The sequence below is a fragment of the Brucella sp. TWI559 genome (assembly GCF_039674265.1).
Classification (GTDB): domain Bacteria; phylum Pseudomonadota; class Alphaproteobacteria; order Rhizobiales; family Rhizobiaceae; genus Brucella; species Brucella chromiisoli.
This window is the reverse complement of record NZ_JBDJNE010000001.1, coordinates 232,207-255,745: the sequence shown is the minus strand read 5'-3', so window position 1 is coordinate 255,745 and position 23,539 is coordinate 232,207. Positions and strand designations below refer to the sequence as shown.

Sequence of the window (23,539 nt, the reverse complement as noted above, 5' to 3'; positions counted from 1 at the left end):
TTTCCCAACTCCTGATTTAAGCCGCTAAAACCACTGGCTGGACTGCCAGCGCCTGCGCTTTGTCGATAGCGGCACCTGCAACAGCATCGCCGATGATAACCATGACTGGACCTGCAAGCTCTTTGCGCTTTTCCAGCGATGGCAGATCTTTCAATGTTCCATGGAACAGCCGCTTATCCTTCCGGCTCGCATTCTCAACAACCGCCACAGCTGTGTCTTCATGCAGACCGGCAGAGATCAGACGGCTTGCAACCGAGGCTGCAACCGTTGCTCCCATATAGACGGCGATTGTTGCCCCGGAGACGGCAAGCTTGGCCCAGCCCGGCAGCACATCGCCCGCCATATCGTGGCCTGTCGTAAACACCAGCGAGGAAGCAACACCACGCAAAGTCAGCGGCAGTTCCATATCGGCTGCGGCTGCGAAAGCAGACGTTATACCCGGCACGATCTCAAAGCCGATGCCGGCTGAACGCAAGGCCGCCATTTCTTCGCCCGCACGGCCAAACACCAGCGGATCGCCTGCTTTGAGACGCACTACACGCTTGCCTTCGCGACCGAGCTTCACCAGCAGATCATTGATCTCGCTCTGGCTCTTGGAATGGCAACCCTTGCGCTTGCCAACCGAGAGACGCTCGGCATCACGACGCCCCATGGCAATCACGCCTTCCGGCACGAGCGCGTCATGCACGATAACGTCGGCTTCCATCAGAACGCGATGCGCGCGCAGGGTCAGAAGGTCCTCTGCACCCGGACCAGCACCAACCAACCAGACATAACCCGCAGCATGTTCTCTTTGCTCGATTAATTCATTTGCAGCTTTGTATGCTGCTTCGCGATCTCCATTTTCAACAGCACGCGCTACGGATCCGGAGAAAAACCCACGCCAGAAGCTGCGGCGTGCCAAGCCTTTTGGCAAAAGCTTTTCGACCATCGGACGCCAACTTTCGGCATAATGCGCAAGCTCACCAAGGCGGGGCGAGAAGGCCGCATCAATGCGCGCCCGCACCATCTGTGCCAGAACCGGAGCCGAGCCTTCGGTGCCAATGACAATTGCAATCGGCGCACGGTTGACGATGGCCGGTGTCAGAAAATCGCAGAGCGCCGGACGATCAACAACATTGACCGGGATTTTTTGGGCTTTGGCAATCGCTGCAATTGCCCGGTCCTGATGCTCGTCACCCGTTGCAACAAAAACCAGCTTCGCGCCTTCGAGGTGCTTTGGTTCAAAAGCTGCTGTTATGCGCTCTGCACCGTGGCTTTCGATAAAGCTCACCAAAGCTGGCTCAAACTCTTCCGCAACAATACGCAAACGTGCAGAGGTCTGCGCCACGAGCCGCGCTTTGTTGAGCGCTTCTTCGCCACCACCGACGACAACAACCACCTCTTCCGAAACACGGAAGAAAGCAGGAAAATCAGCCAGAAGTCGTTGGGACGCAAGAGCCACAGCAGTATCCTTTTTAAGACTGCTGGCATTATCCCCGGACTGCTCAGAATATATAAGAAACGGGCTTGCGCGCGCAAATCACGCGGAGCATCACTTTTTCTCAAAAAACAGATTTTGAGGATTTTAATTCCTAAAAGCTGCAAATTATATCCCATAATTTTTGTAGGATTTACATTGACTTAGTGATACGTGCCGGATGTGAAAAAGGCTGGAACATGCTTTGGCCAGCGACGTGGCAGAACAGCTACGAGGTCAAAGCGCAGCGATAATTGTGCGTAATCCTTTTGGCGTTGCAGCCACATATCGGCAGCCGCCTCGATACGGCGCATGGCCTGCGGCGTAACGGCAAGTTGCGCTGCTTCAACGCTTGTCCGTGCTTTGACCTCAACAATGAGAATAAGGTTGCCGCGTCGGGCTATCAGATCAATCTCGCCAAGCCGCGTGCGATAGCGGCGCGCCACGATGCGAAAGCCTTTAAGCATCAGTGCAAGCGCAGCCAGCCGCTCGGCGCTGTGTCCGCGAAAGAAAGCCATGCGCTTTTTCTCGCGGAGTTCGCTCATCAGCCCTGCGCCTTCAACTGCATCAAGCGCTGATACAGCACCGACTTCTGCCCGCCGGTCATCTTTGCCGCTTCACCTGCCGCTTTCGATGGTGGCAATTCCTGTGCGAGCGACAGAAGCAGCTTGTCGATGTCTTCTTCACTCTGCGGACCAGCTTCGCCAGAAGGTGGGCCAACCAGCAGCACGACTTCACCGCGAATACGGTCTTCGCCATCAAATTGCTGTTTCAACTCACCGAGCGTCGCAGTGACGATGGTTTCATAGGCTTTGGTCAGTTCACGACAAAGAGCTGCTTCACGCGCATCGCCAAAAACCTCTGACATATCGGCAAGCGTTGTCGCCGTGCGGTTGGGCGATTCGTAGAAAACAAGCGTGGTCTCGATATTTTTGAGGCTTTCGAGCTTGGCGGTCTTCTGACCGTGTTTGACTGGCAGAAAGCCGCAAAACATGAAAGAATCTGTTGGCAGACCAGACGCAGCGAGCGCTGCAAGAAGCGCAGACGCACCCGGAACCGGCACCACGCGGATACCTGCCTCGCGTGCCTCGCCGACAAGTCGGAAGCCCGGATCGGAAACCAGCGGCGTGCCTGCATCGGACACCAGCGCAACACTTTTTCCGCTTTCAAGGGCTGCGATCAGCTTTGCGCCTGCCTCAGCAGCATTATGCTCATGATAGCTGATGGGACGGCGCGAAATGCCGTAGCGATCAAGCAGCACACGGGTCACACGGGTGTCTTCACAGGCCACAATGTCGGCACTTGCCAGCACTTCCAGCCCGCGCAGCGTCATGTCGCCAAGATTACCAATCGGGGTCGAGACGATATAGAGCGCGGGTTCGATCGGACGCGCACGCTGGGCGGTGCCACCGACGACAAATTCGCGTTTCTGTTCGTCCAAAAATTCACTCATCTAATTTCCTAAGCCGCCAAATCCGCCACAAGCGCATCAAGCACCAGCGCACCATCCGGCGTTGCACGGATGAAGCTACCATCCATTTTTTCGATCATGCCCGATGCGATCAGTCGTTCAAGGCGTTTGCGATCAATATCATGGCCTGTCAGACCCTGATAACGCGCAAGATCAATGCCTTCGCGCAACCGCAAGCCCATCATCAGAAACTCATCGCCCTGCGGTCCGCCATCGAGATGTTCTTCCTCGACAATACCGTGGCCATGGGTTGCCACTTTTTCCAGCCATGTTTCAGGATGCTTTTCTGTCATTGTGACCGTGCGCAAGCCGTTTTCGATAAAGCGGCCATGTGCACCGGGACCAATGCCGACATATTGTCCATAGCGCCAGTAGACCAGATTGTGCTGCGACTCGCGCCCCGGCACCGCATGGTTTGAAATCTCATAGGCCGGAAGACCATGTTCCGCTGTGATCTTTTGCGTTTCTTCGTAAAGAGCAGCCGCGTGATCCGGGTCCGGCGTGGTGAGCTTGCCCGCCTTCCAGAGATTATAAAACTGCGTGCCTTCTTCAATTGTCAGCTGGTAGAGCGAGAGATGATCGGCAGCCAGACCAATGGCTTCTTTCAGCTCCTCACGCCAGGTTTCAATCGTCTGATTAGGCCGCGCATAGATGAGATCGAAAGACAGACGCGGGAAAATTTCACGCGCAAGCCGGATTGCGGCCTTGGCCTCTTCAACCGAATGCATACGCCCAAGACGGCGCAGATCAGGATCATTAAGCGCCTGAATGCCAAGCGAGACACGATTGACGCCCGCAGCACGATAGCCACGGAAACGATCAGCCTCCACGCTTGTCGGATTGGCCTCCAGTGTCACTTCAATATCAGGCGCGACAGTCCAGCGCGACGCAATGCCATCAAGCAAGCTGCCAACCGTCGAAGGCTGCATCAGCGACGGCGTACCGCCGCCCAAAAAGATGCTGGTGATGGTGCGCGGGCCTGTGCGGGCGCGCAATGTGTCCATCTCGCGGTTAAAAGCTTCAGCAAAGCGCGGCTGATCAACCGGCTGATGGCGCACATGACTGTTAAAGTCGCAATAAGGACATTTGGCCAGACAAAATGGCCAGTGCAGATAAACGCCAAACGCGGTTTCTCCATCTGCACGTGCTATCGGCAGAATATTCGCTGAAGCGTCAGGTGGAGAAAAATGATGGTTCATTCAACCGTATCCGAAACAACGCCGAGCGCTTTTTCAGCAAACAGCTTGAAAGCACGCGCACGATGCGAAAGGGCTGACGCATCACCCGGCTTCCAGCCATGCTTTTCGTCAGCCGTCATTTCACCAAAGGTCTTCTCATAACCTTCCGGCTTGAAGACCGGATCATAGCCAAAGCCAATATCGCCGCGTGGCGGCCAGATCAGTGTGCCTTCGACTTCACCACGATAATATTGTGCTTCACCATCCGGCCATGCAAGGCAGATCACTGAAACAAAGCGCGCCTTACGCTCGGCAGACGTGAGAGCACCCTTCTCCTGCAAAAGATCTTCGACCTTGCGCATCGCCATATTGAAATCACGCGTGCCGTCTTCGGTTTCAGCCCAGTCAGCGGTGTAAACGCCGGGTTCACCATTCAGCGCATCGACCATCAGGCCGGAATCATCAGACAACGACGGCAGGCCAGTGGCCTTTGCCGCAGCAAGCGCCTTGATATAGGCATTCTGCTCGAAGGTTGTGCCGGTTTCTTCCGGCTCAGGAAGGCCGAGAGCCGCAACAGAGCTGACCTCGAAGCCAAACGGGGCAATCAGTCCATCAAACTCGCGCAGCTTACCTGCATTGTGCGATGCAACGATCAGTTTGCCTTTTTCGAGGTTTCTCATTTCAGTTCTACCTTTTTACGCATGATCTTATCCGAAAACCGGATGCCACTTTTCGGGATCATGCTTTAACTCCAAAGTTTCGGCTCGGCGAATTCCAGCGAATTGCCGGAAGGGTCGCGAAAATAAATCGAACGCGCGCCGTTAGGCCATTCTAATTCAGACTCAATTGCGATGCCGTGCATCGCAAGATGCTTGCGCCAGTCGTCAATCTCATCACGCGTGGCCGCAAAGCACATATGCCCCGGCCCACTCGTTCCATGCGGTGGCACTGGCAACGATCCGGGTGCCGCTGGTTTCAGCGTTTCTTCCGCTTTAAACAACAGCAGAATGCCATCGCCACAGCGGAAGAATGCATTGCGTTCACTGACCTTGCCCACCGGCTCGAGCCCGATAATGTCGCGATAGAATTTAATCGCCTCAGCAACATCACGGACATAGAGCGCGGTTTCAAGAATACGATGCCTGCATTTTCGGCCACCTCTTCAATGGAGATGGCCTTCCCTATCAGGCAAGTGCTGCCTTCTGCAACTCAACGAGCTGATTAATGCCGCCGCGTGCAAGCTTCATGAGCGCTGCAAACTCTTCTTCCGAGAATGGTACGCCTTCAGCCGTACCCTGAATTTCGACAATCCCGCCCTTACCGGTCATGACGAAATTGCTGTCGGTTTCAGCAGCCGAATCTTCCGCATAATCGAGATCAAGCACAGGCTGACCTTCGTGAATGCCGCAGGAAATAGCTGCAATATGATCTTTGAGCACTTTTTCGATGCGGATCATCTGGCGCGCTTCCATCCAGCGCAGACAATCATGCAGAGCGATGAAACCACCCGTGATAGCAGCGGTGCGAGTGCCGCCATCAGCCTGAATGACATCGCAGTCGACTGTGATCTGAAATTCGCCAAGTGCCTGCAAGTCAACGACAGCGCGCAGCGAACGGCCGATCAGACGCTGAATTTCCTGCGTGCGTCCGCCCTGCTTGCCGGCTGCTGCTTCACGGCGCATACGATCACCGGTCGAGCGTGGCAGCATGCCATATTCTGCCGTGACCCAGCCCTTGCCGGAATTGCGCATCCAGCCCGGAACCTTTTCCTCTAAGCTTGCCGTGCACAGGACGTGGGTGTCGCCGAACTTCACAAGGCACGAGCCTTCCGCATGTTTGGAGACGCCGCGCTCAAAAGACACGGCACGCATTTCGTCAGCAGCGCGCTTGGATGGACGCATGGTAATTCCTCACTTCGATTTTCGTTGCGGCTTTTTAGGCTGCTCGGTAGCAAATAGAAAGAAATTTCGCCATTAATAACGATACAAGTGTTGAGAGCACCTGTTAGAATGCGCTTAGGCCTTTGACGCTTCGGCGCGCCGCCTTATATTTAGAGCCTTCAATTCAAAGGGTTCGCATTCAGACCATGATCAAGTCACCAGAACATCAGTTGCTCAGTTCGCTCGATCAACGGTCGCGCGATATATTCCGGCTGATCGTTGACAGCTATCTCAATGATGGCGATCCGGTCGGTTCGCGCAATTTATCGCGTCTGTTGCCACGGAGTCTTTCGCCCGCCACCATCCGCAACGTGATGAGCGATCTGGAACATCTCGGCCTGATTTATGCCCCGCATATTTCCGCCGGGCGTCTACCGACGCAGATCGGGCTGCGTTTCTTTGTCGATGCATTCATGGAAGTGGGTGATCTGCCGCCCGATGAACGCTCATCCATTGAGGCACAGGTTCGCTCGGCCGGCACGAACAATTCAGTTGAAAGCGTGCTCACCGAAGCCAGTCAGGTTCTCTCCGGCCTGTCGCGCGGCGCAGGCCTTGTGCTTGCAACCAAGACGGAAGGCGCGCTCAAACATATCGAGTTCGTGCGTTTAGAGCCGACGCGTGCGCTTGCGGTGCTGGTGATGCAAAATGGCGATGTCGAAAACCGCGTCATCAATCTGCCAGCTGGCATTTCCGCATCGCAACTGGTGGAAGCTTCCAACTTTCTTAACGCGCATATTCATGGCCACACACTGTCGGAAGCAAAGTCGGAGCTCGAAAAGCTGTCGGAAGAAACCAGGTTGGAGCTTGATCAGCTCTCGCAGGAACTGGTTGAGCAAGGCATAGCGGTCTGGAGTGGCGCAGGCTCGGATCAGCCAGCACGGCTGATCGTGCGTGGCCGAGCCAATCTACTTGAAAACATTCATGCGCAGGAAGATATTGAGCGTCTCAGGCATCTGTTTGATGATTTAGAGACCAAGGATGGTATGATCCAGTTGCTTGATCTGGCTGAATCGGGTTCCGGGGTGCGGATTTTCATCGGTTCGGAAAACAAACTGTTTTCCCTTTCCGGGTCTTCGCTGGTGGTTGCCCCTTATCGTGACAGCGAACAGCGCATCGTTGGTGCTTTGGGTGTCATTGGCCCGACCCGGCTAAACTATGCGCGCATCGTGCCAATGGTCGATTATACTGCGCAAATTGTCTCCCGATTGTTGCGTTAATTCCTGATATAAGTGTCAGACTTAACAAGGCCGGGAAATTAGACCTTGATTTTAATCCCGCGAAACTCAATATCCGGGCAAACACACTTCAAGACGGAAGAAGCATTATGGCTGATGAAAAAAACACACCTGAAAACCCCGATCTTGAGCAGCGCGATATCAACAATCCTCGTGATCGTGATGCGCTGAAGCGTGCTGCCGATGATTTTCTGAAAAGCCGCAAGGCTGAGGCACGCGCTGAGGTCGAAGAAGACGCAACTGTTGACGCCGAAAATCTGGCCGCCAACACCATTGCAGCGCTTGAAGCTGACAATGCAGAGCTGAAAGACCAGATGCTGCGTCTGGTTGCCGAGATGGAAAATCTGCGCAAGCGCACCCAGCGCGATGTTCAGGACGCGCGCACCTATGCCGTGACGAATTTTGCCCGCGATATGCTCTCAGTGTCCGACAATCTGCGCCGCGCACAGGATGCGATCCCCGCAGACGCACTGGAAAGCGATGCCAATCTCAAGTCGCTGGCCGAAGGCGTGGAAATGACCGAGCGCGCCATGCTGCAGGCATTGGAACGCCACGGCGTAACGAAGCTTGATCCAGAAGGTCAGAAGTTCGACCCGAACTTCCATCAGGCGATGTTTGAAGTTCCAAATCCCGAGCTTCCGAACAACACCGTTGTTCAGGTTGTTCAGGCAGGCTACGCCATTGGTGATCGCGTGCTGCGTCCGGCCATGGTTGGCGTTTCGAAGGGCGGTCCAAAGGTTGCGGCGGAAAACACTGCGGCACCTGAGGGCGATGCCTAAGCCTATCTACTGCTGACACCTATTCAAACAAAGAGCGGCGGGTTTATCGCCGCTCTTTCTTTTTGTCCCTAACCATCGGAATATCGACAGAATGTCAGTCGGGAGACATGCGTGACGATCTTTGATTTTGCAAATTTTGCAGGTGTGTTTGTCTTCGCCGCCACCGGCGCGCTTGCCGCCTCACGCCGCCAGCTCGACATTATCGGCTTCATCTTTCTCGCCAATATAACAGGTATTGGTGGGGGGACGATTCGCGATCTGCTTCTGGGCGCACCGGTGTTCTGGGTGATTGAACCGTTCTATTTGCTGGCTGGCACATCGGCCGCCATCATCGTCTATTTCACGGCACATCTCTTCGAATCGCGCTACCGGCTTCTGCTTTGGTGTGACGCTATCGGTATGGCAGCCTATACGGTTGTGGGCGCGGCCAAAGGGCTTGCGCTGGGCTTTGGGCCGTCCGTCGCCATCGTTACGGGTATTTTCACAGCAACTCTTGGCGGAATTTTGCGCGATATGGTGGCCGGTGAGCCATCCGTTCTGATGCGACGGGAAATTTATGTCAGCGCAGCACTGGCCGGTGCATGTCTCTATGTCTTGCTGGAACGTTTTGGTGTTGACCCGGTTTTTGCAAGCCTCTCAGCGGCGCTCACCGCATTCATCGTGCGCGGCGGGGCGCTCTATTTCGGCTGGAATCTGCCAGTTTATAAAAGCCGCCCCGGTCGCACTGAAGAAGAGCTCAAGCGCGACCGGATTGTAAGACCGGATGAATAATCAGATAAGCTTGGCCTGAGCCGCCACGGCCTGAAGATTGGCCAGTGGGCGCGGGCCCATCTGCTGAATAATCATACCGGCTGCAAGCGAACCAAGACGGGCGCAATCTTCCAGCGAACGGTCATTGGTATAGCCATACAGAAAACCGGCAGCGTAGAGATCACCCGCGCCGGTCGTATCGACCAGCTCTTCGATTTCGATCGCCGGAACGACAAGAGTCTGGTCTTCAGTGATGACCACCGCACCTTTTTCCGAACGCGTCACAATGACCAGCGGACAGTCTTTGCGCAACGATTCGATGGCGTCATCCAGCGCGTGGGTCTGATAAAGCGACTTGGCCTCGTCTTCATTTGCGAAAACGATATCGACCGTTCCTTTACGCATCAGATCAAGGAATTCCTCGCGATAGCGATCAACACAGAATGGATCAGAAAGCGTCATGGCGACCTTGCGGCCATGTTCATGGGCAATCTTGGAGGCCAGAACAATGGCTTCCTTGGCACGGGGTGGGTCCCACAGATAACCCTCGAAATAAGTGACCTTAGCGTCCGCTACCTTCGAGGTTTCAATATCTTCCGGCCCCAGCTCGACGCAGGCACCAAGATAGGTGTTCATCGAACGCTCGCCATCCGGAGTAACGAAAATCGTGCAACGCGCTGTCGGCGATCCCTTTTCCAGAGGACGCGTATCAAAAGCGACACCCTGCGCGCGAATATCATGCGCAAAGACGCGGCCTAGATGATCGGTTGCGACTTTACCAAAATAGGCGGAGCGACCGCCAAAGCTTGCAACGCCAGCCGCCGTGTTGCCTGCGCTGCCGCCAGACATTTCGGTGACCTGACCTTTGATGCGACTATAAAGCAATTCTGCCCGGTCACCATCAATCAGGTTCATGGCACCTTTGATGATGCCGTTTGTTTCAAGGAATGCATCCTCTGTGCGCGAGATAATATCGACAATGGCATTGCCAATGCAAAGAACGTCGAATGTAGCCATGAGCTTGATCTGGGGCTCCCCTTTTGTCTGCTGCCCGCCTCTGTCCGAGACATTCAGACAAGCGGTACGGCGGCAGTCATGTGGGGCGGGTTTAGCCTTTTGCAAGTCTTTTGACTACCCTGTTAAGCCTGCCTTCTGTGGGTAGCGCATATTGCACAGCAGCGCTGATATTCTTATTTTGATCCTTTGAGATCACGGAAAGTGGACCTGAATGATCATTGAAGCGGCACTAAAAGCGTTAAAGCGCCTTCCAACGCCGGAATTTCGTTCTGTTTTATGGAAAACATTGGGGCTGACGCTTCTCCTGCTCGTCGGGCTATGGGTCACCATTCGTCAAATATTTTTTACTTTGGCTTGGCCATGGATGGAGCAAATCCTGCCCGGAATGCCCGATTGGGCCGGATGGCTTGGCATTGTTGCGGCTATCGTTGCAGGTCTTGGGTTGGCGCTCGTTCTTGCTTTGATGATCGCGCCCGTCACAGCTCTTGTTGCTGGCATTTTCCTTGATGATGTTGCTGATGTGGTCGAGCGCGAGGATTATCCGGGCGAGCCTCAAGGCACAGCGTTACCGCTCGGACGCGCCGTTGTGGCGTCGCTCAAATTTTTAGGCGTGGTCATTCTCGGCAATATTATAGCGCTGCTTCTGCTGTTTGTGCCGGGTGTCAACCTGATCGCCTTTTTCGTGATCAATGCCTATCTTCTGGGGCGCGAGTTCTTTGAATTTGCCGCCATGCGCTACCGGTCAGAAGCGGAAGCGAAAGCGTTACGCTCGCAATATGGTGTGACAGTCTTCCTTGCGGGGCTGGTCATCGCAGCCTTTCTTGCGATCCCGCTCCTCAATCTGCTGACACCGCTTTTTGCAGCTGCCATGATGATCCATCTGCACAAGGCAATTTCTGCAAAAGAGACTTTAAGGCTGCGGCGGTAGCGCAATGAGCGCCGCAGGAATATCGCACGTCTTTCCCGGAAATTTGCAGATATCGGCAATCACGCAATTCTCGCATGCGGGCTTGCGTGCCTTACAGGTATAGCGTCCATGCAGGATCAGCCAGTGATGCGCATGGAAGAGATATTCTTTCGGGATAATCCGCATCAGAATGGCTTCCATCGCATCCGGCGTCTTGGCCGGTGCAAGCCCGATCCGGTTGCCAATGCGCAGGATATGTGTGTCCACCGCCATCGTTGCATGACCAAAGGCCATGCTCAGCACGACATTGGCCGTCTTGCGGCCAACGCCGGGCAGTTTCACCAGCGCATCAAGATCATCGGGCACTTCGCCGCCATGATCACGAATCAGCGCTTCAGACAGCAAAATGACATTCTTCGCCTTGTTGCGCCAAAGGCCGATGGTGCGGATATAATTGCCAACCGTGTCTTCGCCCAGCGCCAGCATCTTTTGCGGTGTGTCAGCGATGGCAAAAAGCGCTCGGGTTGCCTTGTTCACCCCCGCATCCGTTGCCTGCGCTGACAAGGCCACAGCCACCAGCAGCGTGAAAGCATTCACATGCTCAAGCTCGCCCTTGGGTTCAGGGCGAATAATGGAAAAGCGGCGGAAAATTTCGTGAATCTCGTCAGCCGTATAAAGCGTACCAGCCACACGGCGCGCGCGACGCGCGGGCGCACTTACAGTCACGGAGGATTTGATTTTGGTGTTTTCCATTTTGCCTCTATACTTGGCTGCATCCGCGGAAAACAGTTCACAGCTTGACGCAGCCCCCAAACACTCCGCACATTGAGGCGACCGGAATGGTCGTGAAATCCATGCACCATCCAGACGGCGCAAACCCAGACGCGTTTGACACCCCAATTTTTAAAGCCCTGCTGACGCCCTATCGCTCATTGGGGAAAACGGGTTTTCGGGTGCTGATGGGCGGGCTGATCAGTTGCTGGCTGTTTGTCTGCGTTCTGTTCTGGTCAATCGGTGCATGGCCGATCATCGGCTTTTTTGGTCTTGATGTCTTGCTGATCTATCTGGCTTTTCGCTGGAATTACCATACGGCGAAAGCGCGCGAGGAAATATCCGTTTCACGCGCGGCCCTGCATATCCGCAAATTTGAGCCTTCAGGAAAATTGATCGAACATGAGTTTCATCCGTTCCGGGCACGGTTCACAATAGCACGAAAGCCGGAATTCGGCATTACATCCATGCATGTGGAAAGCCGCCCGTATCGCGTTCTCATCGGCGGCTTTCTCAATCCGGATGATCGCGAAAGCTTTGCAACGGCTTTTGGCCACGCGCTGAGCGAAGCGCGGCGTTAAAACGAGCTTTGTGCGCCCAAGAGGACGGTCGCACTCTCATGTTTTTCCACACATATTGACAAGTTTTGCATCGACCCCATCGGATTTACAGTGTGATGGGAGGAATTGGACTTTGGCTCTTGAAGTCGGACCTTTCACAAGCCATATCAGTTGAGTGAAAGATACGCCGCAAGGGTTCTTTCCAAGACGGTCGCTTCGATAAGGACTGATGCAATGACAAGAATTACACCGTTTTCGAGCCCGCTTTTGCTCGGATTCGACACAATGGAAAAGACGCTGGAACGGATTGCCAAATCCGGTGATGGTTACCCGCCTTATAATATAGAACGTCTGCGTGGCGAGACTGGCTCTGAACGCCTGCGTATCACGCTTGCAGTTGCAGGATTTGCCAGCGACGATCTTGAAGTCATGACGGAAGACAATCAGCTTGTCATCCGCGGACGCCAAAACGACGATACGGAGCGCGAATTTCTGCATCGCGGCATTGCTGCGCGTCAGTTTCAACGCGTCTTTGTTCTGGCCGATGGTATGCGGGTTGTCGGGTGTGAACTGAAAAATGGACTTCTCGCCATTGATCTTGATCGACCTGAACCAGAACGGCTGATCAAACGTATCAATATAGCAGTGAAAGAGTGAAGCTGGTTCAGCTTAGGTTCAACTAAAAACAGCTATAGGGATTTATTAAGCTCTTAAGCGCCATGATCGCAAATGATATGCCGCGAAAACGGAGGCTACGATGATGAACAGACACATCCTCACGGAACATGAATTCGCTCATCTGGGTGAAGGTGAAGTGGCTTATGTGCGCAAGATTCGTTCCGACGATCTCACCCGCACCTTCCCGGCCCTCCCCCCGATTGCTCCAGGTATAGAAATCTGGGCGCTGTTTGGCGCCAGCGGCGAGCCTATCGTCCTGTCCGATGTCCGTGCCACCGCCTTGCAGGGCGCGCATGAACATGAATTGCGCACGGTTATGCTGCATTAAAAATATCCTGATAAACAGGTATAAAGAAAGGCCGCCGTTCTCCCCGAAACGGCGGCCTTACTTTTTTAATGACAGGTTTAAGCGGCGTTTGACGCCGGATGCGATGACAGGAATGAATAAAGTGCCTGCGCATCATGGGTTCCGCGCAGCTTTGCCACGGTGTCGGCATCGCGTAACATGCGAGCGATACGCGACAGGGCCTTCAGATGGTCGGCACCTGCATTTTCAGGTGCCAGAAGCAAGAACACAAGATCAACGGGCTGATCGTCCAATGCTTCAAAATCCACTGGCGTTTCAAGGCGCGCAAAAATCCCTGCAATCTTGTCGATGCTTGCGAGCTTGCCATGAGGAATGGCAACGCCATTGCCAACGCCTGTAGAACCAAGGCGTTCGCGCTGGAGAATCGTTTCGAAAACTTCACGCTCCGGGAGACCGGTCAGTTCCGCAGCCTTTTCAGACAGAATCTGCAAAAGCTGCTTTTTGGAGCTGGCTTTCAGCGCCGGGATAATCGCCCCAGGCTGAATCAGATCACTAAGATCCATTCTCTCCGTTCCTTCTTCAATCAGGCCATTTCGGCCCGGTTTAGAGAAGCGCACGACAGCGAGAAAGACTGCGTGCGCTTCGGTTTGCCGTCAGGCGCGTGGTGCGGACTGGCGGGTCACCGTTGACGGATCAACCCAGCCAATATTCCCGTCCGCACGACGGTAGACGATATTCACTTCATCATTGCCTGCATTGCGGAAGACCAGAACCGGATTTTCAATCAGGTCAAGTTCCACAACCGCCGACGCGACCGAAAGGGTGCGAAGAGCGACAGACGATTCCGCAACAATAGTTGGCGCGTAATCCACCGGAAGATCCTCCTCTTCCTCCGGCAGCGGTGCCATAACACGATATGCCACATCATCATAGATCGCATTTGGTGCAGTCGCAGGGCGGGATTTCAAACGACGCTTGTACCGACGCAAGCGTGTTTCAATCTTTTCTGCAGCCGCATCGAACGCCAATTGCGGGTCCTGTGCATCCCCGGTGCTCTGAAGAGTGGCACCGCTATCAAGATGCAAAGTGCAATCTGCGCTGTAGCGCGATCCGGACTTGGTGACCGTTACCTGCCCGGAAAAGCCATGATCAAAATATTTGCCGACCGCTTCATTAACCCGATCAATGATCCGGGTCGTAAAAGCCTCGCCGACGTCCATATGCTTTCCAGATACACGCAGAGTCATTTGGTACACCTCATTTGCGTTACACAACAGGACGCAGTCTAACCACAAGGTGAGCGAAGCGCAAAGCGAACCAGCATCAAATTTGCTTTTCGTCCTGTGCTATTTTCAAGCCCCGTTTCACAAATTCGGACACCGTGCCAAAACACCCGACCGAATATCTGCTCCAAAGCGGCTTTTGAATTTATTTCCCCCATGTGCCTTCAAAACACATGAATGAGAAGATCGCTGCACATCGTTCTTTTATGTAACGCCGGAAACGCGGAAGCGTTTCCCGAAATATTACCGAGCCTTTCGTTTTGTCGGCCAGACACCAAAATGCCGACCTTTACAAATGCGTATCCTAACGCGAGCGGGGCTTCTATTGGCTTAAAGGTTAATTGTCAATCACAGCTTCTGGCAGCCATTTTTTGCGAAAGCTCCCCCAGATAAACTTTAGCGCGCAGACAATCGCGCTTTCTTTTCCCGCCTGCGTTGAACCGATGATGGAATATTCATCGCTTCGCGGTATTTCGCTACCGTTCTGCGTGCAATATCCACGCCGTCCTTTTTCAAGGCATCAACGATCGCATCATCGGATAAGACATCCTCAGGCTTTTCCGCGTCGATCATCTGACGGATACGATGCCGCACACTCTCGGACGAATGCGCATCGCCTCCTTCGGAAGAAGCGATGGATGCATTGAAGAAATAGCGCAGTTCAAACACGCCGCGCGGTGTTGCCATGAATTTGTTGGCCGTGACGCGACTGATCGTTGATTCATGCATGCCAACGGCATCGGCCACGGTGCGCAGATTAAGCGGCTTGAGGTGCGTTACGCCGTGACGCAGAAATCCATCCTGCTGACGCACAATTTCCTGCGCCACTTTCAGGATCGTGCGCGCCCGCTGATCGAGGCTGCGCATCAGCCAGTTAGCCGACTGCATGCAATCAGCCAGAAATGCCTTTTCCTCACCTTTGATGGAAGGGCTGACTTCAGCATAATATTCATTATTCACGATCAATCGGGGCTGTGAGGCTGGATTAAGCTCAATCCCCCAGGTTCCATCACGCACCATCGCCACCAGCACATCCGGGATGATGACATCCGCGACCGAAACCTCAAACTGGGTTCCAGGCTTGGGATCAAGCATCCGAATCTCATTGAGCATATCGAGAATATCGGCCTGATCGACTCCGCAAAGCTTTTTAAGCGCTGCAAAATCCCGCCGCGCGAGCAGATCAAGATTGTCAACCAGGGCTTCCATCGCCGGATCAAACCGATCCTTGAGACGAAGCTGTATGGCGAGACATTCGCGCAGATCACGCGCAAAAAGTCCAGCAGGATCAAAGCTCTGCATTTCATGAAGAATGCGATCGACATGGCCTGTCTCAAGGCCAAGATTCTGGGCAAGCAATGTCACATCAGCACGCAGATAACCGCTCTCATCCAAAGCATCGGCCAGAGCGGTTGCAATGAAGCGGTCAGGGACGCTGGCAAATGTCATTGCTATTTGCTCGGCAACATGCGCGCTCAACGAGATGCGACTTGCCGTAACCTGATCAATGTCATAGCTGCCGCCTGCACTATAAGTTTCGCCTGCGGACGTCTTCCACTGTGCGGCAACGTCCATATGTGCATCATCGCTGCGACCCGGATCATCGGGAAAGATATTCTCCAGCGAACTGTCGAAAGCGGATGAGAGACCCTGCGCATCCTCGACAGCTTCTGTCTTGAACCAGTCGTCATCTGCTGTGGGATCAGATGCGCCAGCATCCTCATTGTCGCGTTGAGGCTCTGCGTCTGAAAAATCATCATTCGCTGCCTCTATTCTGTCCAGCAGCGGATTTTTTTCAATTTCAAGATTAAGAAACTGATCCAGCTCGACATGCGTCATCTGAAGCAGCTTGATAGACTGCATCAGCTGAGGCGTCATCACCAGCGACTGCGACTGGCGAAAATCAAGCTTCGGCGATAGGGCCATGCGTTGTGTAATTCCCCCGGTTTCCCCCTGCCAACACATCAAAGGCTGGCAAAACCGCCATTTCCAAATTTCTTTTCAATCAAGGCGTGTCAGTCATCAAAACTGGTACGAACCTTGCTTGTCAATTCAGAATGTGCGTTTTACGGGCAAAAGTGGAAAATAGTCGCAGGAAAGAAACCGCATGGACTGCGATTTCAGAGCACGCGTTGCAATCAGATTGAATCAGAGGGTGAACTGATCGCCGAGATAGAGCCTGCGCACGTCAGGATTGGCGACGATTTCCGCAGGACGGCCATGAGTCAGAACCTGTCCCGCATGGATGATATAGGCACGATCAATCAGGCCGAGCGTTTCACGCACATTGTGGTCGGTGATCAGGACGCCGATGCCACGACTGGTCAGATGACGCACAAGCTGCTGAATATCGGAAACCGCAATCGGATCAACACCGGCAAAGGGTTCGTCAAGCAACATGAAATTCGGGCGCGATGCGAGCGCACGGGCAATTTCCAGACGGCGACGCTCACCACCGGACAACGAAATGGCGGGTGCTTTACGCAGATGCGCAATGTGAAACTCTTCGAGCAAGGCATCAAGTTCTATCGCGCGTTTCTTGCGGTCTTTTTCGACAACTTCCAGCACGGCCTTGATGTTGTTTTCAACAGAAAGGCCACGGAAAATCGAGGCTTCCTGTGGCAGATAACCGATACCAAGACGCGAGCGGCGATACATCGGCATTGAAGTTACATCATAACCATCGATCTCAATGGCACCGGCATCCGCCGGAACAAGGCCTGTCACCATATAGAAACAGGTGGTCTTACCGGCACCGTTGGGGCCAAGAATGCCCACAGCTTCACCAGCGCGCACACCAAATGACACGCCGTTGACAACCTGTCGTCCGCGATAGCTTTTGCATAGGCCACGGGCAACCAAAGTCCCTTTGAGACGGGCCACTTTGCCAGGCTGCGATGGCATGACGCCTTCAACATCCTCGGAAACGGTCTGCGACTCTTCGGCCTTCTTGTTCGAGAACAATCCCACGCACGCTCCGCTTAATTCGATTTGGGCGCGGCACCGCCCTGCTGTTTATCGCCGGGCGCCATGATGATGGAGACGCGGCCCTTGCTCTGGCCCTTGCAGCTTTCGAGGAAAGCCTTGCCGGTGTCCATATGGGCTGTGAGCTTGCAGCCGGTTGCAACATTATCGCCATCGGTCAGAACGACCTTCTGGCCTTGCAACACCATGACCTGGCTTTTGCCATCATAGGTTCCGGTGTCACCGGTTGCGACCTGCGTGCCGGATTTCAGATAAACCTTGCCACTGATTTCAAGGCGATCAATGCCCGATCCGCTCAAACCGGCAGTACCGCCTGCGGGCTGTGTGCCTCCGCCCTGCGCGTCCTTATTATAAAAGACAATCATCTTGCCCGACTTCAGAAGCGCATCGCCCTGCATCACGGAAACATTGCCCGTGAAAATGGCCTTGCCTTCCTTATCGAGCATTTCAAGCTTGTCGGCATCAATCTTGATCGGGTCCTTGCCGCCGGAAAGCTTGAGACTGCCAAAAGGCACCTGCTGGCTATCCTGAGCCTGAACGGAAACCGGCGCAACAAGCAGGCCAAGCGCCAAAGCCGCAAATCCTATCCGCAAACTGCGGGTCTTCATGCTCTTGTTCATCTTGACCGTCTCGCGTTCCATGTTTTTTAGCTCCCCTACATATCCCATCCAAGGAATCAGGCCGAGCGCATAAAATTCAATGCCCGACGCATAAACCCGTCCGAAAAGTCTATCAACCTTTCAGACCGCCACCTCAAGCAATAATCACTAGACGCCGATCTTAAACTGAACGCAGCCAGATACAAATATCTGACTGCGCAGAAAGAAACGAAGCCCAAAGTCAGCGGCAATACGATTTTAACCAGGCGTGTTGTCACCTGAAACCGCGCCACCGTCAATGACAACACGCACCTTGTTTTCAAAGATCACGATCTTGCCGCTCTCTTTGATCTGCATGCTGTCAGCGCTAATCTGTGTACTACCATTACGAATATCGACAGGCTTATCCGTCGTCACCTGACCGCTCTTGAGATTAACATCCGCAGAACGCATGACGGCGCGCAAGCCTTCGTTTGTCGTAACAGTAAAATCCTTATCAAGTTGCAAACGACCGTTCGCATTGTCGTAAACACCGGAAGCAGCCTCAACCTTGGCGCTGCCATTCTCGCCAACGGGGAGCTCTGCAGAAATGCCCTCAAGCGCAATCGAACCGCTGTTTTTGGCGTCCTGCACAGCCTTTTGAGCAATCATCGAATAGGGGCGGTTGTCTTTGGTATAGCCGTTAAGCTGCGGATTGCTCATCACAAGCTTTCCAGCCTCGCCGCCATTGTTGACCTCAACCTTCACAGGCGCTGAGGGCGTTGCCAGAAATGTGTACCAGGAAAACACGGCTGCAAGCGCAATGGCTGCAACAGGCAGGGCTGCTTTAAGCACGCGCACGCGGATCGAGTGCCGCTGGGCCGAACGAAAAACAGAAGCAGCCTTTTCAGACGCTCCAAAATGCATGCCTGCGCCTTTTGGGGCTGCGGTGGCAGCGCCTTGCGAAGCATGTATATGTGGTGTGTCAGCGCTCATCATATCTTTCGATCATTTAATGTTAATCGTCGGCGTTTTTAATGTCCGTTTATTGCTCAACTGTTTACACGAACATCAGGAATGAACATTTTCATCTGATGCTGTCTTCGTTCAATATGGCTTATTTGGGATGCAATAGCCCGACACTCAAGTCTATTACAGACCGCAAAACAACGCACCTGCCATGCAAATGTGACGGGACACTAAAAAATGGCCGAAAAACGTATGTTTTAGCCCCCAAAATGCAGGTAAAAAGCTGATCACTTCATTGTTAACATAAAACTGATTTTGATTATAGTCTTGGATCAATTGGGATAAAATGATTGCCGCCTTTCCCTATTGCCAGCCATAGATTAAAAGAGGTTTGTGATACTGTATGAAGTGGATGGATAAGCATGGCTCATGATGCCGAAGCACTGATCGAAAGACGCAAACTGCGCAGAAAGCTCACCATCTGGCGCGTTGCTTTTTTGCTTTTGCTGGCGGCACTGATTGCTGGCATTGCCTCCTATTCCATGCGCGGCCCGAATTTTGCCACGCCACATGTTGCAAAAGTTCGCATTGAAGGCACCATTTTCGAGAATGAAGAACTGCTCAAGCGCCTCAATAAAATTGCCAATGACGATGCGGTCAAAGGGGTTATTCTGATCCTTGATTCACCCGGCGGCACCACTGTTGGTGGCGAATCAATTTATGAGGCAGTTCGGAAAATTGCCGAAAAAAAGCCCGTCGTAACCCAGGTTGGGACACTTGCAGCATCGGCTGGTTATATGATTGCCAGCGCTTCTGATCATATTATTGCGCGCCAGACGTCCATCGTCGGATCAATCGGTGTGCTGTTCCAATATCCCGACCTTTCAAAGCTTCTCGATACCGTTGGCGTCAAAGTCGAGGCGATCAAGTCGTCGCCGCTGAAAGCCGAGCCAAATTATTTCAGCCCCGCAAGCGAAGAAGCCAAGGCGATGATCCGCAATATGATCATGGATTCCTACGATTGGTTCGTGGGAATCGTGCAGGAACGCCGCTCTTTCACGCATGAAGAAGCGCTTGCACTTGCCAATGGTGCTGTTTTCACCGGACGTCAGGCCGTTCAAAACAAGCTGATTGACGGACTGGGCGGTGAAGAAGAAGCTGTGGCATGGCTAGACAGCAAGGGCGTGTCGAAAGATTTGCCCAAGCTCGAATGGAAGCCGGAAAGCAGCGACACAGGTTTTTCGCTGCGTGATCTGATTATTCACGCCGGTGCGCGTCTTCTTGGCGTACCGCAGCAGGCCGATGGATTGCTAAAGGAGATCGCAAATGATCGTATCTTCCTTGACGGACTTCTTTCGGTTTGGCACGTTGATGGAACGTCGGGTATCACCCCGGCAAATAAGTGAGTCCTTTGGCGGACAACGAAAACACAGGGGTTTAAAGCCGTGATCAAATCCGAACTCGTTCAGATTATCGCCAGCCGTAATCCGCATCTTTTCCAGCGCGATGTTGAAAATATCGTTGGCGCGGTTTTTGATGAGATCACCAGCGCACTTGCCGAGGGAAATCGAGTGGAATTGCGCGGCTTCGGCGCTTTCTCGGTAAAAAACCGCCCTGCCCGCAGCGGTCGCAATCCGCGCACCGGCGATACGGTTGAAGTCGAAGAAAAGTGGGTGCCGTTCTTCAAAACCGGTAAAGAGCTGCGCGACCGTCTCAACGGTGCCATCTGATCCATCATGGTGGCAAAGCGCGTTATCACGATTGTCATTTTAGTACCGTTGGCGGTCATTCTGATCGCGCTTTCGGTTGCCAACCGTGAAACGGTCGGTCTGACAATTGACCCGTTTAATCCCGGCAATCCGGCGCTGACCTATCAGGCACCGTTGTTTATCTGGCTGTTTGGGGCGCTTATCCTTGGTGCGCTGATCGGCGCGGCTGTGACATGGCTGACGCAAGGCAAGCATCGCCGCCGCGGACGCCATTATAAAAAGGAAGCGTCGCTGCTTCTGGAACGTGCCGAAACGGCTGAAAAGCGCCATGCCTCAAACGCAGTTTCTACTCTCCGATAGCACTCGCTTTTCTTTTTCACTTTCGTTCCGGTACTATTTGGCCTACCTACGGGCCAAATAGATCACGGAGTTTCGGGTGAAGGCGCCAAAAGGAAAAGGCAAAAAGCCAACAGGCGGTAAAGAGCAGCGCGGTTCAGGCCGTGCAAAGCATGATGAACCGCGTTCAGCAGCAAGGCAGGAGAACAAGCCGGACAGCAAGGCTGCGTTCTTCAAAAAGCCGCGTCCGCAATTTGCAAAAGCCACACCAAAGCCCGCTGAAGAAAAGCAGATTGCTGCCCCTCAGCGCGAAATCAAAGCTTATGCAGGTGCGCGTCCGGGCGAGCGCGCACCGGTTATTCTCGAAACCGCGCCATCGGATGACTATGCGCTGCTCGACAGCGGCAACGGTCTCAAGCTCGAACAATATGGCCCTTATCGCATCATTCGCCCGGAAGGTCAGGCAATCTGGCTCCCAAGCTTGCCTAAGAGCGAATGGGATACGGCTGATGCGGTCTTTACCGGCAACACCGATGAAGAAGGCATGGGACGCTGGGCTTTCCCGAAGCTGCCGCTTGGTGAAACTCTGGGCGAAACCTGGCCGATGCAGCATGACGGCATTTCGTTTCATGGCCGCTTCACGTCGTTTCGCCATGTCGGGGTCTTCCCGGAACAGGCCGCCCACTGGTCTTATATGGACGGTCTGATCCGTGAAGCAGCCAAGGCGGGCCGCACGGTAAAAGTGCTCAATCTGTTCGGCTATACGGGTGTAGCCTCGCTCGTTGCAGCGCGCGCCGGTGCTGAAGTCACCCATGTTGACGCCTCCAAGAAGGCGATCATCTGGGCACGCGAAAATCAGGAAATGGCAGGCCTCTCCGACAAACCGATCCGCTGGATCTGCGAAGATGCTATGAAATTCGTCGCGCGCGAAGAGCGCCGCGGCAGTTTCTACGACATCATCCTGCTTGATCCGCCCGCCTATGGCCGTGGGCCGAACGGCGAAGTCTGGCAGTTGTTCGAACATCTGCCTGCCATGGTCGATACCTGCCGTTCCATTCTCACGCCAAACGCGCTGGCCGTCATTCTGACTGCCTATTCGATCCGCGCTTCCTTCTTCGCCATTCATGAACTGGTGCGCGACCGTTTTACCGGCCTTGGCGGGACGGTCGAATCGGGCGAACTTATTCTTCGTGAACGTGCAAGCCAACGCGCACTTTCCACCTCCATGTTCAGCCGCTGGGTAGCAAAATGAGCCGAAACGACGATTTCTCCAAAAGCGGCAATATGCATTCAAGTCCTCGCGTGGGACAGGTGAAGGAAGTCACCAGCCTCACCAATCCGATTGTCAAAGACCTGCGCTCGCTGGCGCTGAAAAAATTTCGCGATCAGCAGGGCGTGTTTCTGGCTGAAGGTCTGAAGCTGGTGATTGATGCCTTTGAACAGGACTGGCGCATCAAGACACTGGTGTTTGCCAAGTCCGGCAAAGGCAACAAGATGGTTGAGCAGGTTGCAGCGCGTACCTTCGCAAAAGGCGGACTGGTGCTCGAAGTGACCGAAAAGATCATGGCTGCGATCACGCGGCGCGATAATCCGCAGATGGTGGTTGGCGTTTTCGAGCAGCAATATCAGCAGCTTGCAAACCTCAGGCCAAAAGGCGACGATGTTTACATCGCACTTGATCGCGTGCGCGATCCCGGCAATCTCGGTACGGTTATCCGCACCGCTGACGCGGTCGGTGCCAAGGGCATCATCCTGATTGGTGATACCACTGATCCCTATTCGCTTGAAACCGTGCGCGCCACGATGGGCTCGGTCTTCTCAATGCCGCTCTATAAGACAACGGAAACTGAGTTTCTCAGCTGGCGCAAAGGCTTTTCGGGCCTCCTCGTTGGCACCCATCTCAAAGGTGCTGTCGATTATCGCACCATCCCTTATGCCAAAAAGCCGGTCATTCTGATGATGGGCAATGAACAGCAGGGTCTACCGGACGCACTTGCTGAGAGCTGCGACAAGCTTGCACGCATCCCACAGGCAGGCCGCGCAGATTCGCTCAATCTGGCGATTGCCACGGGTGTCATGCTTTATGAAATTCGCCGCGAGGCGCTCACGCTTGATGAAAGGGTCAGCGGATGAAGCGTCATGCGGTTTTGTCGTCGTTTCTCGTTGTCATTATCGCAGTCCTGATCGATCAGGGCGTCAAATATCTTGTCGAAACCCGCATGGGCTATGGGCAACAGATTGACCTGCTGCCGTTTCTTGCGCTGTTTCGCACGCACAATGAAGGCATCGCGTTTTCGATGCTGGCATGGCTGCATGACTGGGGACTGGTCGCAATCACCGCAGCCGTCATTGTTTTCGTGCTTTACCTCTGGTGGACCAATCCGGCCAACCGGGTCTTTGCGCGTTATGGCTTTGCGCTTGTGGTGGGTGGCGCGATCGGGAACCTGATCGACCGCGTCATGCATGGCTATGTCGTGGATTACATTCTCTTCCACCTGCCGACATGGTCTTTTGCCGTCTTCAATCTCGCGGATGCTTTCATTACCATCGGTGCGGGCCTGATCATTCTCGAAGAGTTTCTTGGATGGCGGCGTGAAAGAAAGGCAGCGAGATAGGCTCTTTCTTGC

Annotated in this window: 28 protein-coding genes; 13 read left to right on the top strand and 15 right to left on the bottom strand. The window is 53.9% G+C overall.

What is annotated here, in order from left to right:
* Window positions 1–16: 16 nt before the first annotated feature.
* From cysG to rph, 7 genes are all read right to left on the bottom strand, one after another.
* The gene (gene cysG, locus ABE530_RS01155) at window positions 17–1,444 is read right to left on the bottom strand and encodes a siroheme synthase CysG (RefSeq protein ID WP_499693331.1); all 1,428 of its coding nucleotides are present in this window, start codon (window positions 1,442–1,444) and stop codon (window positions 17–19) included.
* A gap of 179 nt (window positions 1,445–1,623) precedes the next feature.
* The gene (locus tag ABE530_RS01150; protein WP_499693330.1) at window positions 1,624–2,004 is read right to left on the bottom strand and encodes a YraN family protein; all 381 of its coding nucleotides are present in this window, start codon (window positions 2,002–2,004) and stop codon (window positions 1,624–1,626) included.
* Window positions 2,004–2,912, bottom strand: a complete 909-nt coding sequence (gene rsmI, locus ABE530_RS01145; RefSeq protein ID WP_499693329.1) for a 16S rRNA (cytidine(1402)-2'-O)-methyltransferase — start codon at window positions 2,910–2,912, stop codon at window positions 2,004–2,006. Before rsmI ends, ABE530_RS01150 begins: the two co-directional genes overlap by 1 nt.
* Before the next feature lie 8 nt (window positions 2,913–2,920).
* Window positions 2,921–4,129 carry a radical SAM family heme chaperone HemW gene (gene hemW, locus ABE530_RS01140; RefSeq protein ID WP_499693328.1) on the bottom strand — a complete coding sequence of 403 codons (1,209 nt, stop codon included), beginning with the start codon at window positions 4,127–4,129 and terminating at the stop codon, window positions 2,921–2,923.
* Window positions 4,126–4,788: an RdgB/HAM1 family non-canonical purine NTP pyrophosphatase gene (rdgB, locus tag ABE530_RS01135; RefSeq protein WP_499693327.1), complete on the bottom strand. Its 663-nt coding sequence runs from the start codon at window positions 4,786–4,788 to the stop codon at window positions 4,126–4,128. The genes hemW and rdgB overlap by 4 nt, the downstream gene beginning before the upstream one ends.
* A gap of 65 nt (window positions 4,789–4,853) precedes the next feature.
* Window positions 4,854–5,243, bottom strand: coding sequence for a VOC family protein (locus tag ABE530_RS01130; RefSeq protein ID WP_499693652.1), 390 nt, complete (start codon window positions 5,241–5,243; stop codon window positions 4,854–4,856).
* Between the two features lie 49 nt (window positions 5,244–5,292).
* The gene (rph, locus tag ABE530_RS01125) at window positions 5,293–6,009 is read right to left on the bottom strand and encodes a ribonuclease PH (RefSeq protein ID WP_499693326.1); all 717 of its coding nucleotides are present in this window, start codon (window positions 6,007–6,009) and stop codon (window positions 5,293–5,295) included.
* Window positions 6,010–6,194: 185 nt separating this feature from the next.
* Between rph and hrcA the strand changes: the two genes are divergently transcribed.
* The 3 genes from hrcA to ABE530_RS01110 all read left to right on the top strand — a co-directional run bounded on the left by hrcA (window position 6,195) and on the right by ABE530_RS01110 (window position 8,833).
* Window positions 6,195–7,265 carry a heat-inducible transcriptional repressor HrcA gene (hrcA, locus tag ABE530_RS01120; RefSeq protein WP_265982732.1) on the top strand — a complete coding sequence of 357 codons (1,071 nt, stop codon included), beginning with the start codon at window positions 6,195–6,197 and terminating at the stop codon, window positions 7,263–7,265.
* A 107-nt stretch (window positions 7,266–7,372) separates the two neighbouring features.
* On the top strand, window positions 7,373–8,062 hold the full coding sequence (gene grpE, locus ABE530_RS01115) for a nucleotide exchange factor GrpE (protein ID WP_499693325.1): 690 nt from the start codon (window positions 7,373–7,375) through the stop codon (window positions 8,060–8,062).
* A gap of 111 nt (window positions 8,063–8,173) precedes the next feature.
* Entirely contained in the window at window positions 8,174–8,833 is a 660-nt protein-coding gene (locus ABE530_RS01110; RefSeq protein WP_499693324.1) for a trimeric intracellular cation channel family protein, read from the top strand.
* Here ABE530_RS01110 and ABE530_RS01105 read toward each other — a convergent pair whose 3' ends face one another.
* Window positions 8,834–9,829 (bottom strand): adenosine kinase, encoded by a 996-nt coding sequence (locus tag ABE530_RS01105; protein ID WP_265982729.1) that lies wholly within the window; start codon window positions 9,827–9,829, stop codon window positions 8,834–8,836.
* Window positions 9,830–10,040: 211 nt separating this feature from the next.
* Here ABE530_RS01105 and ABE530_RS01100 point away from each other — a divergent pair, with 211 nt between their 5' ends.
* Window positions 10,041–10,757 (top strand): sulfate transporter family protein, encoded by a 717-nt coding sequence (locus ABE530_RS01100; RefSeq protein ID WP_265982728.1) that lies wholly within the window; start codon window positions 10,041–10,043, stop codon window positions 10,755–10,757.
* Here the strand turns inward: ABE530_RS01100 and nth are convergent.
* Window positions 10,740–11,489 carry an endonuclease III gene (nth, locus tag ABE530_RS01095; protein ID WP_499693323.1) on the bottom strand — a complete coding sequence of 250 codons (750 nt, stop codon included), beginning with the start codon at window positions 11,487–11,489 and terminating at the stop codon, window positions 10,740–10,742. The genes ABE530_RS01100 and nth overlap by 18 nt on opposite strands.
* Window positions 11,490–11,590: 101 nt before the next feature.
* Here nth and ABE530_RS01090 point away from each other — a divergent pair, with 101 nt between their 5' ends.
* The 3 genes from ABE530_RS01090 (at window position 11,591) to ABE530_RS01080 (ending at window position 13,073) form a co-directional block, all read left to right on the top strand.
* A complete protein-coding gene (locus tag ABE530_RS01090) occupies window positions 11,591–12,088 on the top strand; it encodes a DUF2244 domain-containing protein (protein ID WP_265983825.1) in 498 nt (165 codons plus the stop codon).
* A 213-nt stretch (window positions 12,089–12,301) separates the two neighbouring features.
* On the top strand, window positions 12,302–12,724 hold the full coding sequence (locus ABE530_RS01085) for an Hsp20 family protein (protein ID WP_265982726.1): 423 nt from the start codon (window positions 12,302–12,304) through the stop codon (window positions 12,722–12,724).
* Between the two features lie 103 nt (window positions 12,725–12,827).
* Complete coding sequence (locus ABE530_RS01080; RefSeq protein WP_265983824.1) at window positions 12,828–13,073, top strand: BQ00720 family protein; 246 nt, start codon at window positions 12,828–12,830, stop codon at window positions 13,071–13,073.
* A 77-nt stretch (window positions 13,074–13,150) separates the two neighbouring features.
* Here the strand turns inward: ABE530_RS01080 and ptsN are convergent, their stop codons facing one another.
* The 6 genes from ptsN to lptC all read right to left on the bottom strand — a co-directional run bounded on the left by ptsN (window position 13,151) and on the right by lptC (window position 18,894).
* Window positions 13,151–13,615 carry a PTS IIA-like nitrogen regulatory protein PtsN gene (ptsN, locus tag ABE530_RS01075; RefSeq protein ID WP_499693322.1) on the bottom strand — a complete coding sequence of 155 codons (465 nt, stop codon included), beginning with the start codon at window positions 13,613–13,615 and terminating at the stop codon, window positions 13,151–13,153.
* Between the two features lie 90 nt (window positions 13,616–13,705).
* Window positions 13,706–14,299, bottom strand: a complete 594-nt coding sequence (gene hpf, locus ABE530_RS01070; protein WP_265982723.1) for a ribosome hibernation-promoting factor, HPF/YfiA family — start codon at window positions 14,297–14,299, stop codon at window positions 13,706–13,708.
* Between the two features lie 432 nt (window positions 14,300–14,731).
* Window positions 14,732–16,261, bottom strand: coding sequence for an RNA polymerase factor sigma-54 (rpoN, locus tag ABE530_RS01065; protein WP_499693321.1), 1,530 nt, complete (start codon window positions 16,259–16,261; stop codon window positions 14,732–14,734).
* 222 nt (window positions 16,262–16,483) lie between these two features.
* Window positions 16,484–17,305: an LPS export ABC transporter ATP-binding protein gene (lptB, locus tag ABE530_RS01060; RefSeq protein ID WP_396995875.1), complete on the bottom strand. Its 822-nt coding sequence runs from the start codon at window positions 17,303–17,305 to the stop codon at window positions 16,484–16,486.
* 11 nt (window positions 17,306–17,316) lie between these two features.
* On the bottom strand, window positions 17,317–17,961 hold the full coding sequence (locus tag ABE530_RS01055; RefSeq protein ID WP_265982721.1) for an LptA/OstA family protein: 645 nt from the start codon (window positions 17,959–17,961) through the stop codon (window positions 17,317–17,319).
* Window positions 17,962–18,177: 216 nt separating this feature from the next.
* Window positions 18,178–18,894, bottom strand: a complete 717-nt coding sequence (lptC, locus tag ABE530_RS01050; RefSeq protein ID WP_265983821.1) for an LPS export ABC transporter periplasmic protein LptC — start codon at window positions 18,892–18,894, stop codon at window positions 18,178–18,180.
* Between the two features lie 395 nt (window positions 18,895–19,289).
* Here lptC and sppA point away from each other — a divergent pair, with 395 nt between their 5' ends.
* From sppA to lspA, 6 genes are all read left to right on the top strand, one after another.
* On the top strand, window positions 19,290–20,273 hold the full coding sequence (sppA, locus tag ABE530_RS01045; RefSeq protein WP_499693320.1) for a signal peptide peptidase SppA: 984 nt from the start codon (window positions 19,290–19,292) through the stop codon (window positions 20,271–20,273).
* A gap of 39 nt (window positions 20,274–20,312) precedes the next feature.
* Window positions 20,313–20,597, top strand: coding sequence for an integration host factor subunit beta (locus ABE530_RS01040; protein ID WP_265982719.1), 285 nt, complete (start codon window positions 20,313–20,315; stop codon window positions 20,595–20,597).
* Between the two features lie 6 nt (window positions 20,598–20,603).
* Window positions 20,604–20,936: a lipopolysaccharide assembly protein LapA domain-containing protein gene (locus tag ABE530_RS01035; protein ID WP_265982718.1), complete on the top strand. Its 333-nt coding sequence runs from the start codon at window positions 20,604–20,606 to the stop codon at window positions 20,934–20,936.
* A 76-nt stretch (window positions 20,937–21,012) separates the two neighbouring features.
* Window positions 21,013–22,164 (top strand): RsmD family RNA methyltransferase, encoded by a 1,152-nt coding sequence (locus ABE530_RS01030; protein WP_499693319.1) that lies wholly within the window; start codon window positions 21,013–21,015, stop codon window positions 22,162–22,164.
* A complete protein-coding gene (locus ABE530_RS01025; RefSeq protein ID WP_499693318.1) occupies window positions 22,161–23,045 on the top strand; it encodes a TrmH family RNA methyltransferase in 885 nt (294 codons plus the stop codon). Before ABE530_RS01030 ends, ABE530_RS01025 begins: the two co-directional genes overlap by 4 nt.
* Complete coding sequence (gene lspA, locus ABE530_RS01020) at window positions 23,042–23,527, top strand: signal peptidase II (protein WP_265982715.1); 486 nt, start codon at window positions 23,042–23,044, stop codon at window positions 23,525–23,527. The genes ABE530_RS01025 and lspA overlap by 4 nt, the downstream gene beginning before the upstream one ends.
* Window positions 23,528–23,539 lie beyond the last annotated feature (12 nt).